Source organism: Bacillus sp. LQ01, from assembly GCF_057624735.1.
The window spans coordinates 414,182-426,122 of sequence record NZ_JBYEZL010000001.1; the positions used below are offsets into that span (position 1 = coordinate 414,182).

The following is an 11,941-nucleotide window of genomic DNA, read 5'->3' on the forward strand; positions in this document are numbered from 1 at the left end:
CTTTACAAGGATAAGGAGGATGATGATGCAGAGTAAATTATTAAAAACGAGATTTATACGATCGTTACCTGGAAGAATTCGAATTGAAATATATAAACTAAAATACAACTTGGACATGGCGAACTTGATAGTAGAACGTTTTCGTGACGTGGAAGGTATTTATCAAGTGAGTCCCTCTATCTCTACAGGAAGAGCCCTGATTACTTACGATATCAACAAGACCTCTCTACATACCGTTTGTGAAATAATTAAACTCCTAGAAGAACAAACTACAAAGAATACTAACTTTAACAATATTGAAGAAACGAAGAAAGCAGAAGATTCTTCATCTAGTGTAATTTCTTACGAGAAAAAAGGTGAAGGTGTTCCATTGCCACTAGCGCTTTCTGTCGCTGGATTAGGTGCGTTCGGTATAAAGCAACTATTTATGGGAAGATCGGCTTTAGCTAGAAGTCCAGGGCTTTTTTACTTGTCGGGGGCTTTATCTGTTTTGACGGGATACCCGTTTTTAAAACGAGGATTCAAAAAAATGGTTGCTAGCAAAAAAGTGAATTCTGATCTAGTGCTTGGCATAGGAACGCTTGCACTCGCACTAGCGCGGGAAAATATCGTCGTACTAGCGGGACTTAGTCTATTAAATTATTTAAATTGGAAGCGTAGTCAAGCGAACATAAATGAAGAGACAGATTCGTATAAAGAAAGAATTTTATCCCCGGAGATTAAAGCATACAGTGAAAAGCAATCGAAATGGGGCATGCTTTTTGGGGGAGCAACATGGGCCTTTACGAGAAATCCACTACGCGGAATGGCGGTTTTATTAGCTGCGAATCCGAAACCTGCAGTTTCGTCTGCTGAGTATGCATGGCGACAAGGAGATCTCGTTGCGAGGGAAAGAGGATATCTTATTCCAAATGAAGGATCGTTATCTCAACTGTCCCGAACGAGAACAATCGTATTTGACGATGTATCGCGTATATTCTGTCATGAAGAAGCGGAGATTAGCTGCATTTCAGAAGATGAAGGGCAAGTTTGGTGCACGGCAGCCTCACTGCTGGAGAAAAGTGGGCATGATTGGAAAGAGGAAGTTGTGCAACGAGCGAAGCAAACAGGAAGAACGTTAAGGAAAGCTTTTGAAATCGAAGTTGATGACGAAGGGATAAAAGGTGACATACAAGGCATTCCATCCTTTATCGGGAGTAAAGTATTTGTGCAGCGAAATGGTGTAGATATAAGTGCTTATGAGTTAGAAGTGAAAGGACTTGGCAAAGAAGGATTTAACGTTCAGTTCGTTGCTAAAGGTAAAAAATGTGTAGGATTGTTAGTTGGATCGAAAATTACGATTACACCTGAATTCACAGAAATAATGAAAGAATTAGGTGAAAATCAGTGGAAGTTTGCAGTTTTGCAAAATAGTTTACATGTAAATCATAGTGTTCTTTCGCAGCACGGTATTGATGCAAGTTGGCAACATAGTGATGTTGTAGAGCGTGTGGAGCGTATTCGTTCAGATGGGGAAGAAGTATTATTTGTTTGTGAGGATAATATTGAATTTCCGTCTGTATCTTATTATGAAATGAAAAATATATTTCAGTCAATCGTCTATGCGAAACAAATCGATTTATTAGTGAAAGAACATTTTCGAGTAGCGAAAATATGGAATATTGCCGGGGAGATGCTGGCTGTTTGGTCTATATTCACGGCACCTATTATCGCTTTAATGGCAAATGCTCTATCTTTAACGCTTTTATCTAGAGCGAAGCGAGTAAGTGAGAAGATTTTTTCTAATAAAAAGTTACTGAATATGAACCACTCGGTAGCTAGAGAAACTTCTACAAAATGGTATGCACTCTCGCAAAAAGATGTAATAAAAGATTTACAAGTGGAGAAACAGCAAGGGCTAAGCGCTCGAGAAGTGAAAATGCGACAAGAAAAGTATGGAATGAATAGAATTGAACCGAAGCAGTCTGTTCCTTGGATTGTTTCATTTATGGGGCAATTTAAAGAGTTTACATCGCTTATTTTACTTGGAGCAGCTGGATTGTCTGTATTATCAGGCGGGGTGTTTGATGGATTAGCGATGGGGACAATTCTCGTCGTCAATGCGGTAATTGGAACCCTTCAAGAGCGAAAAGCAGAAAAAGTAGTAGAAGCTTTAAATCAATTCCGTGCGCCAAATTGTATAGTAACCCGTGAAGGGGAAGAGATAGAGGTAGCAAGTAGTGAGCTCGTCCCAGGTGATGTTGTCTGCCTTCAAGCCGGAGACCGCGTACCTGCGGATCTTCGTATTATAGACTCTTGGAATTTAGAAGTTAATGAAGCGATGCTAACGGGTGAGTCTCTACCAGTTGAAAAGAAAGTGGATGCGGTAGGGGAAGAATCTTCGTTAGCGGAGCAGAATAATATGCTCTTTATGGGCACATCCGTAACGCGCGGCAAGGCGAGAGCTATAGTAGTGGAAACCGGGATGAGTACAGAGATGGGCTATATGATTTCCTTAATGAAGGGGGAAGAAACAGAGCCTACACCACTACAGCAAAAGGTGACGTCTATTAGTAAAACCTTTATTAAAGGAGCATTTGTGGCTGGCGGTATTGTGCTTGTAGCAGGATTGCTACGCGGTTTACCGATTACGCAAATGATTACAACAGCAGTTGCTCTTACAGCATCTGCTGTGCCAGAAGGTTTACCGATTATGATTACAATCGCTTTAAGTGCAGGAATCTTTCGTATGCAAAAGCAAAATGCACTTGTTCGGAAGCTTTCCAGTTTAGAAACGTTAGGTAGAACAACTGTTATTTGTTCTGATAAAACAGGTACTCTTACGAAGAATGAAATGACAGTTAAAGTCATTGCCACACCAAATCGTATGTGGAGTGTATCGGGTGATGGATATGAACCAGTTGGTACAATATCGGATGTAACGTCGTCTAAAGTCGCAGCTGCTGTAGAGATGGAAGTAGAAGAAGCGACTTATCATGAAAGTGAAAAAACGCCGTTAGAACATCCAGATTTTGTTCGCGTTCTGCAAATTAGTGTTCTTTGTAATAATAGTAAGTTAGAACATGAAGACGATCAGTGGATTGTGAAAGGTGACCCAACTGAAGGGGCTTTATTAAGTTTTGCTTCTAAAGCGGGTGTTTCATATAAGGATATGGCATCATTTGAACGACATCATGAAGAACCGTTCGATTCTGAGACGAAAATTATGAGTGTCGTTTGTAAGGAAAATGAATCATTGTATAAGTTTTCGAAAGGATCTGTAGAGGCAATCCTTACTAGATGTAAATGGTATCAACATAACGGTGAAATCTATCCGTTATGTGATAAAGAAAAAGAGGTCATTTTACAACAAAATGAAGGTTTTGCAGAACAGGCATTACGTGTATTAGGTTTTGCGTATAGTAATGTTGAGAATGATGACCTTATTTTTGTTGGATTAGTTGGTATGATTGATCCACCAAAACCTGAAGTGGAAGAGAGTATTCGTGAAGCGATTGAACTTGGTGTAAAGCCTGTCATGATTACTGGGGATCATCCGACTACGGCAATTTCTATTGCGAAGCAGACCGGTATTTGGAATCGTGATGATCGTGTTTTGACAGGGGTAGAAATCGACAATGTAACAGATGAACAATTAAAAGAAATTGTAAAAAATACTTCTGTTTTTGCTCGCGTAACACCGGCACATAAGTTACGTATAGTAGCTGCATACCAAGCGGACGGTCAAATTGTAGCGATGACTGGGGATGGTGTAAATGATACACCTGCTATAAAGAAAGCGAACATTGGTATTGCGATGGGGCAAACAGGAACAGAAGTAACGAAAGAAGCTGCGGATCTTATATTGAAAAAAGATCATTTCGGTTCCATTGTGGAAGGGGTAAAAGAAGGTAGAACGATTATTGGTAATATTCGTAAAGCGGTTGGATGTTTATTGACGGGAAATTTAGCTGAAGTATTAGTGACAAGTGCGGCAGTTATTGCGGGAATGCCGATTCCGTTAGTACCAATTCAAATTTTATTAATGAATCTTATTACAGATGCTTTACCAGCGATGATTTTAGCTGTAAATCCTGGAAACAAAACGAAGCAAATGAAACGTCAAGATATTGTTGATAAAGAGTTGTACAAAAAAGTTGTAACGCGGGGAATACTGCTTGGAACAGGTTCACTTGCTTTATTCGGTATGAGCTTAGCGGTTGGCGTGCCTCTTGCGGTAGCGCAAACATCAGCATTTGCAGCATTAGTTGCCGGTCAACTTATTCAAACATTCTCTTGGAGACAAGAAGGATCGGACGAAACGATGCGTGATTGGTCAAAAGATCGTTTCTTTGTGACGGCGTTAGGAACGTCTTGGCTTGTATTATTATCAGCTATATATGTTCCGCCATTTGCTCGTATATTCCATACCGCTCCATTAACATTTATGCAATGGGTACCTGTTCTTTTTGTAGCTGGTACAGTGTCTCAAATTTCAAAACCTATTATTAAATTAATCTCATATAAGAATGATGACTCGAAAAAGTTGGTAGTTAATGAACTAGCATTATTAAAAAACAGTGTAAAGGAGTAATGAAAATGATACGAAAAATTGTTATTGGATCTACTTTAGCGTTAGCAAGTACCGCTTTATTACCTGTTGTAAGAAATACACTCCGTCCACTTGTTGAATCAGGTGCAAAAGGTGTGAAGTCTACTTTTGAAACGATTAAAGAAGAAGTGGAAGATATTATTGTAGAAGCGAAAATGGATAGAATGCAAAAACAATTCGAGAAAGAACTTTCTCATGTTGAAGAAGAACATTCTAATGAACAAGAGATAATTGAAGCAGCTGCAAAGGTTGAGGAAAAGGAGGAAGTAAGAAATGACGCATAAAGCTGTTGAACAAGATGTAGATTACCACCTAGAGAAAGCGTTAGAACATTTTGAGCAAGCATTAGATTTAAGTGTAAAAGCGGTATCGGAAAATAAAGCGATGCAAAAAGAAATTTCTAGTAAAATGGGATCTTTTACGGGAGATATTTTTCAATTCGTTCGCGAAAAAGGAAAAGTACATCGTATGAATATAATGAAGTGGTTCACTCTACCCCGTTTTTAAACAGAGCTGTTAAGTGGAAGGAATATAGGGAGTTATTTTCTTCCTATATTCCTATTCCATGCTATGTATGTCACGTTAGTTTCCGGGATGTTCAACAATACGAAGGGGTGAACGAAATGGCAGCATGGATGATGGTATTAGCACTAACGTTTTCATCGAGTATTGACAACTTAGGGGTAGGAATTTCTTATGGCATTCGAAATATAAAAATTAGTCATCTATCAAATTTTATTATTTCGGTAATTTGCTTTTTATTTAGTGTAGTAGGAATATATTTTGGCTTATGGCTATCAAAAATTTTACCTGGGATAATGCCGGTTGTAATCGGTTCGTTCTTATTAGTTATAATCGGTCTCCGAATCATCTTACTAGCAATTCCTCGGAAGGTTTCGGTGCAAGAGATTGAAGGAGAAGTGGGGGACACTGAAATAAATGGCTTAACGAAAAATATCGGTAAATCTGGGGGAATCGGTTTTGTGGAGTCTATTTTTCTTGGGATTGGTTTATCTGCTAATGCGCTCACAAATGGATTAGGAGCGGGTTTGTTCGGTTTGAATCCAATTGCTGTTTGTATTGCAGCTGCAGTTGGTAGTTTTATTACAGTATGGGGCGGAGTTGTGTTGGGAAGAAAGATAGCTCACGTTCGCATCGGTAAATTCACTTTAGGTCAGTTTGGTACATTGATTAGTGGAACATTATTATTAGTTATTGCCTTTGCTGCATTTTTTGATTAATTCATAGAAGGTGAGTGAAAGTGAGATTACTGTATAAAAGACTGAAATATTCGGAATTAGAATCGGAGTTACAATTAGTAGAAAGTGTTTTAAGTTCGGGGTATTTTATTTTATTGGATTTAATCTTCGTATCTTTCTTATTAATGGTACTGACCTTTTCTATGCATCATTCATTTTTTATAGCAATTGTCACATTCGTGAGTTCTTACATAATTTGTGGTAGTGTATTTTTATTATTACGGAAATGGTTAAAATGAGTTAAAAAGCTATCTTAATTTTTTAAGATAGCTTTTTTGTTTACAAAATGTAAACATATAAAGGACTTCTATCTTGTAAATAGTCAAAAAAATTTGTTAATATGAATTGTATAGAGATTGTAGTTGTTTTTCTTATAATAACTATGGTTATTCTCGTGAATAAAGGGGAATGAGATATGTCTCAAGATAATGAAAAAAGTAATCTTGGATTGTTGTTGAAAAAGTTACTTAAGGAAAAGTCTTTATCGATGCGAAAGCTTAGTTTGCTTACTGAAATTGATACGGCTACTATTTCAATGATTGTAAATGGTAAGCGAAAGGCAAATCCGAAGCATTTGCAAAAGTTCGCGGAGAGTCTTGGTGTTCCAGTTGGTGATTTGTTTGTGGCAGCAGGCTATTCTATTGAAACGAAACAGGAGGAGCAATCGGATATTCATGTTTCCATTAATAACATTGAACATTTACTTGAATCCGCACAGCTCTATGATCAAAAGTTTAGTATATCGAATGTAGAGCAGCAATTAACGAATTATGAACAATATTCGCAAACAGAAGAAGGCAAAGAAACGATTGAAAAGGGGTTTCTTGAAAAGATTCAAAAGGTAAGCAGTATTGGCCCGTTTATTAATGATTTAAAAGAATTGTATGAAAGATTTACGAAGAAGAAGGGAACGACTGCAGAACTTGCTTTAATGGGAAGTGCGCTGATCTACTTTATATTATCGGTCGATGTAATTCCGGATTATATATTTCCAATCGGCTATTTAGATGATGCGGTTGCAGTACAACTCGTTTTAAATGCACTAATGAAAAGGTAAGATGTTTATGTGAATAGATAGATAAGGATATTTATATACCAATAGTTTGAGATAATTGTATCGTTATGAATATACGAAAAAGGTGTACCCCGTGTTAGAACGGAGTACACCTTTTTCGTTTTAATTTGCCGATTCTTCTACATACTCATAAGCTTTCTCACCATGCATCGAAATATCAAGTCCCATGTGTTCCTCGTGCTCATCTACTCGAACGGGGAGGAAAAAGCTAATAACTTTAATAATGGTGTACGTCATTATGATTGTAAAGGCATAGGTTGCCCCGATTGCTACAAGTTGTTTAAACAGTAACGCGGCGTTTCCGTAAAACAATCCGTTCGCACCATCCCCGTTTACGGCAGTAGTTGCAAATAGTCCTGTTGCAATACCGCCCCAAGTTCCTCCGATGCCGTGGCATCCAAAGGCATCAAGTGTATCGTCATAACCGAATTTTGTTTTTAAGAAGAAAACGGCGCCAAAGCATAATATGCCACCAATTGCTCCGATAAGAAGGGCGGAGAAAGGTGTAACGAACCCGCAAGCTGGTGTAATAGCGACTAGACCAGAAACAACTCCGCAAGCAGCTCCCATTGCGGTCGGTTTTGATTGGAAGAACCATTCAGAAAGCATCCAAGTTAGAGCCGAGGCAGCGGCGGCTATATTTGTATTAATAAATGCAGTTAACGCTACGTCGTTTAAGGATAATGCGCTGCCGACGTTAAAGCCGAACCAGCCAAACCATAATAAACCTGCGCCTAACATTGTAAATGGCAAATGGTGAGGAGAAGAACCATTTATGTTTTTTCGTTTTCCAAGGAAAATAGCTAATACAAGACCAGCAACTCCGGAAGTGATGTGAACGACGTTTCCGCCAGCGAAGTCTAGGGCGCCAAGTTCCCTTAGCCACCCACCGACGCCCCATACCCAATGAGCGACAGGATTGTAAACGATTGTTGTCCATAGAAGGATAAAAATAAGAAAGGCAGAAAATCGCATTCTTTCAGCAAATGCACCTGAAATTAAAGCTGGAGTTAAAATGGCGAACATGAGTTGAAACATCATGAATAAATTGTGAGGAATAGTAGATGAGTAGTCTGGATTTGGTGCGTAGGTAACTCCGTTTAGACCGAACCAATCAAGTGTACCGATAAGCCCGTGCCAATCTGGTCCGAATGATAAAGAATAGCCGATAACAATCCATTGAATCGAAACGATAGCCATTGCGCTATAACTATGCATCGTTGTACTGAGTACGTTTTTGCTGCGAACCATACCTCCATAAAAAAGTGCCAATCCTGGTGTCATCAACATGACCATTACTGTCGTCATAAACATAAAAACTGTATCTCCCATATCCATGATCTCTCCTCCTGTAATGTTAGAAAAAATAACATATATTTGTTATGTTTCATATCATATTCGAAATTAAACCAAAAATCAACTAAAAATTCAGAAGATTATATATATGATGTAATGAAACCTAACATGAATTATTTTGTGAGGATTAAAATCGACATATGCGCTTCATTCAGAAAATTGGTATAATATTCTTACAATTAAAGAACTTGGGGGATGCGTGTGGGAAAAATACGGACTAGGAAACTATTCATTTGTTTTTGCTTAGCTGTTGTTTTGTTTGTACCAATACATACTTTTGCAGACGAAAAAAGAGAGTGGCGAGATGAAGTTATATACTCCATTATGATTGATCGCTTCAATAATGGAGAACCGAAAAATGACAAGCAGTTAGAAGTTGGTAATTTAGAAGGGTATCAAGGCGGGGATATAAGAGGAATTATAAAAAGGTTGGATTACATAAAAGAAATGGGTTTTACTACCATTATGCTTTCGCCGCTTTTTGAAAGTGGAAAGTACGATGGATTAGACGTGCGAAATTTTAAAAAGGTAAATGAACATTTCGGGACAGACAATGATGTGAAAGAACTTGTAAAAGAAGCTCATGCAAAAGGAATGAAAGTTGTATTTCAATTTCCACTTGGAGAAAACGAACAACAGGTAATTGATGCAACGAAATGGTGGATAAAAGAAGTTGATTTAGACGGAAGTTATGTTATACATAGTGAAAAAAAGCCGCGTTCCTTTTGGGATAACGCGCAAAAAGATATGCAAGTGATAAAGAAAGATTTTCGTATTATGACAAAGGAGGATGGTGAATACAACGAAAAAATAGTAGAATCGTTTTCTAAAGCAGATGTATCGGTGAAATCGTTATACGATGTGAGTAAAAAAGAAGGAGAATTTGTTACGCTTTTAGATGATCAAGAAACAAAAAGATATGCGCGTATTGCAAAAGAAAATATGTATTATCCGCCATCACGTTTAAAACTGGCGCTTACTTATTTGTTAACATCACCTGGAATTCCGAATTTTTATTACGGAACTGAAATTGCATTAGATGGAGGAAGTGTACCCGATAATAGACGATTAATGGATTTTAAGTCAGACGAAAAATTTATGCAGCACATAACAAAACTAGGTGAACTTAGGCAGGCGAGACCGTCTTTACGACGCGGTACGTTTGAGCTTCTGTATGATAAGAGCGGGATGAGCGTACTAAAACGAAAATATAAAGATGAAGTAACTTTAGTAGCAATTAATAATACGAAAGAAACACAAAAAGTCTCCTTACCTGCAAGTGCAATTGGTGAAAAACAAGAGTTAAGAGGATTGTTGCAGGATGAAATTATAAGAGAGGAAAACGGAAAATTTTATCTCGTTTTAAAGCGTGAAGAATCAAACGTGTATAAAGTTAACGGAGAAACAGGTGTGAATTGGTTATTTATCTCCTTAATCGTTGGTGTGAATGTATTATTTATTGCGTTTTTAATTGCAGTTAAAAGGAAACGTAGATGAGAAGTTGCTGGCTCTATGTTCATGTCTTCTTATTGTATATGTAAGTTTGTTCGGTGGCGCGGTAGTATTTATTCTGTTGATATGAAATTTCTTAAGAGAAACGATGTGAGAATGAAAACGTCCCTAGTGAGAGGAGGGCCAGGTTAGGAAGGGGATTTTCTTCCTAACCTGTTTTTTGTGTTAGCACCGATAGGGAAGAATCTTTGAAACAATCAATAATTGCAACTATATTAATTTTACATTACATTAAAAGTTAGAGAATACTCTTATACTAATACAGTGCTAAATAGTAGGTGGGAAAATGGAGTTTTACGATTTGGGTATTACCATTAAAGAGCTTAGAATTTAAAAAAATATATCACAATCCGAATTATGTCATGGAATATGTTCACAAAGTCAAATTAGCTATTAATCTAAATACTTTATACTTATTAGGTGAACTTTACTATTTAAAGGGATGGAATTTATTAAGATTTAAACAACAGAATGAAGAAGATATTGCAAATAACATAAAAAAAGCATTATTTATATTTGAACTAACAGAAAAAGAAAATCTGATAAAAATGGTTAAAGAAAAATATTTTGAAAACCAAAATGAAAAAAGCCACTCATAATTCATTTGGGGATTACTTGAAATATAATAGAACCTACAGGGAAAATCCCTGCAGGTTCTAAACTTATAAACTTTCTTCTAAAATATTAGTGTTTAATATAAATTTTTGAATAAGAGTTTACTTAGTGTACTTTTTATTTTGAAGTCTGCATCTTTATTAACCATTTATGCTTCTTTTTAACTCCATCCAAATATAATTAAAATTAAGATGGTTCAAGTCGGAGGAAGGCGCTTTGAGGTGTCTTTTTTTATGACTTTTATCATTAACTATTTAATGTTTTTTTAAATGATTACATGACATAGTTTTTTTGTACCAAGCTTTGTTGATACAGTTAGACTTATCCGTTAGTGAATTCGCATTATTAGAACATCCTACAGTATTTAGGGAGAATGTGGCCAATAAAAACCATAGTATTAATTTCTTCATATAACCACTTCTAACTCTTTTTTAATTAACATTTTTTAAGTTCCTTATTAATTTTACAATACATTAAAGGTTGGGAAATATTCTTATACTCATAAATTGTTACGTTTTGGCGGGGGGAGGAATTATGAGTTACAGCGATTTTTAAGATGACTTTGGTCTAGGGTGTAGTTACTAAGAAAAGTAATTCAAATCGAAGGGGGAAACGTCTTGAGGTGTCTTTTTCTTATTTTCAATAAGGTCTGCTAAATACATGTATAAAACAAATTCTACAATAAGGCCTAGTTTAATCATACGGTCACTTGTAAAGTATGCGTATGGTTAGACCCTGTTCACTTAGCGATTTTCACCGCATATACCTTTTTCTATAGTTTGTTCTCGTAATATTGTCTCTACAAGACAAAAAAGAAAACTCCTCTAATTAAGAGGAGTTTTCTTTTTAGCGGTAGTTAATGAACTGTACGTCGATTGGTAAATCAGCGCTACGAACAGCTGCGATTACTGCTTGTAAGTCATCACGGCTTTTTGCTGTAACACGTACTTGATCATCTTGTACTTGTGTTTTTACTTTTAATTTCATTTCTTTAATGATGTTGTTAATTTTTTTCGCGTTATCTTTATCGATACCTTGTTGAAGTGTTGCGCGTTGGCGAACAGTGTTGCCAGTTGCAGCTTCAACTTTTCCGTAATCTAAGTTCTTAATTGGAACGTTACGTTTTACAAGTTTAGAGATAAGAACGTCTTTTACTTGCTCTAATTTAAACTCGTCATCAGAAGTTAAAACAAGTACTTCTTTTTCTAATTTAATATCACTTTTACTTCCTTTAAAGTCATATCGGTTTTGGATTTCTTTTAATGCGATATTAATTGCGTTTGTTACTTCAGGTAATTCTACTTTCGAAACGATGTCAAAAGAACTATCTTTTGCCATAGTTAGCACCTCCAAATAAATTTCTAATCTTTTTATGTACTGTACATACTAAAGTATAGCTGAAAACGAGTCTAGACTTAAGTGTTTTCGTACTTATATTCATGTAACCTCATTTTATTATAGTGAATTTTGGGTAGTTGGACAAATATAGGAAAAATCATGTTATAATTAACTTTTGTTTGGAATGATAAAAAA

The 11,941-nt window shown here is 36.5% G+C and carries 9 protein-coding genes and 1 pseudogene; 8 read left to right on the plus strand and 2 right to left on the minus strand.

Annotated features, from left to right (window positions below; all coding sequences use genetic code 11):
• Positions 1 to 25 precede the first annotated feature (25 nt).
• The 6 genes from AC22L0_RS02270 to AC22L0_RS02295 all read left to right on the plus strand — a co-directional run bounded on the left by AC22L0_RS02270 (position 26) and on the right by AC22L0_RS02295 (position 6,907).
• The gene (locus tag AC22L0_RS02270) at positions 26 to 4,573 is read left to right on the plus strand and encodes a cation-translocating P-type ATPase (RefSeq protein WP_487272125.1); all 4,548 of its coding nucleotides are present in this window, start codon (positions 26 to 28) and stop codon (positions 4,571 to 4,573) included.
• 5 nt (positions 4,574 to 4,578) lie between these two features.
• Complete coding sequence (locus AC22L0_RS02275) at positions 4,579 to 4,875, plus strand: hypothetical protein (protein WP_098279289.1); 297 nt, start codon at positions 4,579 to 4,581, stop codon at positions 4,873 to 4,875.
• A complete protein-coding gene (locus AC22L0_RS02280; RefSeq protein WP_000148973.1) occupies positions 4,865 to 5,098 on the plus strand; it encodes a hypothetical protein in 234 nt (77 codons plus the stop codon). The genes AC22L0_RS02275 and AC22L0_RS02280 overlap by 11 nt, the downstream gene beginning before the upstream one ends.
• Positions 5,099 to 5,214: 116 nt before the next feature.
• Entirely contained in the window at positions 5,215 to 5,832 is a 618-nt protein-coding gene (gene ytaF, locus AC22L0_RS02285) for a sporulation membrane protein YtaF (protein ID WP_238439296.1), read from the plus strand.
• 20 nt (positions 5,833 to 5,852) lie between these two features.
• Entirely contained in the window at positions 5,853 to 6,089 is a 237-nt protein-coding gene (locus AC22L0_RS02290; RefSeq protein ID WP_001238640.1) for a hypothetical protein, read from the plus strand.
• 176 nt (positions 6,090 to 6,265) lie between these two features.
• Complete coding sequence (locus tag AC22L0_RS02295; protein WP_000076219.1) at positions 6,266 to 6,907, plus strand: DUF1232 domain-containing protein; 642 nt, start codon at positions 6,266 to 6,268, stop codon at positions 6,905 to 6,907.
• Positions 6,908 to 7,027: 120 nt separating this feature from the next.
• Here the strand turns inward: AC22L0_RS02295 and AC22L0_RS02300 are convergent, their stop codons facing one another.
• Complete coding sequence (locus AC22L0_RS02300; RefSeq protein ID WP_065704608.1) at positions 7,028 to 8,263, minus strand: ammonium transporter; 1,236 nt, start codon at positions 8,261 to 8,263, stop codon at positions 7,028 to 7,030.
• Between the two features lie 213 nt (positions 8,264 to 8,476).
• Here AC22L0_RS02300 and AC22L0_RS02305 point away from each other — a divergent pair, with 213 nt between their 5' ends.
• Together AC22L0_RS02305 and AC22L0_RS02310 are read left to right on the plus strand one after the other, a co-directional pair.
• Positions 8,477 to 9,778: an alpha-amylase family glycosyl hydrolase gene (locus AC22L0_RS02305; protein ID WP_098905981.1), complete on the plus strand. Its 1,302-nt coding sequence runs from the start codon at positions 8,477 to 8,479 to the stop codon at positions 9,776 to 9,778.
• Between the two features lie 392 nt (positions 9,779 to 10,170).
• Positions 10,171 to 10,392, plus strand: a pseudogene (locus AC22L0_RS02310) (hypothetical protein); the annotation flags it as partial.
• An 862-nt stretch (positions 10,393 to 11,254) separates the two neighbouring features.
• Here AC22L0_RS02310 and AC22L0_RS02315 read toward each other — a convergent pair.
• Positions 11,255 to 11,746, minus strand: coding sequence for a YajQ family cyclic di-GMP-binding protein (locus tag AC22L0_RS02315; RefSeq protein ID WP_001040149.1), 492 nt, complete (start codon positions 11,744 to 11,746; stop codon positions 11,255 to 11,257).
• Positions 11,747 to 11,941: the final 195 nt, after the last annotated feature.

Excerpts from the sequence above, each read along its gene's own strand:
- AC22L0_RS02270 (WP_487272125.1), top strand. The coding sequence starts at position 26 with ATGCAGAGTAAATTATTAAAAACGAGATTTATACGATCGTTACCTGGA.
- AC22L0_RS02275 (WP_098279289.1), top strand. The coding sequence starts at position 4,579 with ATGATACGAAAAATTGTTATTGGATCTACTTTAGCGTTAGCAAGTACC.
- AC22L0_RS02280 (WP_000148973.1), top strand. The coding sequence starts at position 4,865 with ATGACGCATAAAGCTGTTGAACAAGATGTAGATTACCACCTAGAGAAA.
- ytaF (WP_238439296.1), top strand. The coding sequence starts at position 5,215 with ATGGCAGCATGGATGATGGTATTAGCACTAACGTTTTCATCGAGTATT.
- AC22L0_RS02295 (WP_000076219.1), top strand. The coding sequence starts at position 6,266 with ATGTCTCAAGATAATGAAAAAAGTAATCTTGGATTGTTGTTGAAAAAG.
- AC22L0_RS02300 (WP_065704608.1), bottom strand. The coding sequence starts at position 8,263 with ATGGATATGGGAGATACAGTTTTTATGTTTATGACGACAGTAATGGTC.
- AC22L0_RS02305 (WP_098905981.1), top strand. The coding sequence starts at position 8,477 with ATGCGTGTGGGAAAAATACGGACTAGGAAACTATTCATTTGTTTTTGC.
- AC22L0_RS02315 (WP_001040149.1), bottom strand. The coding sequence starts at position 11,746 with ATGGCAAAAGATAGTTCTTTTGACATCGTTTCGAAAGTAGAATTACCT.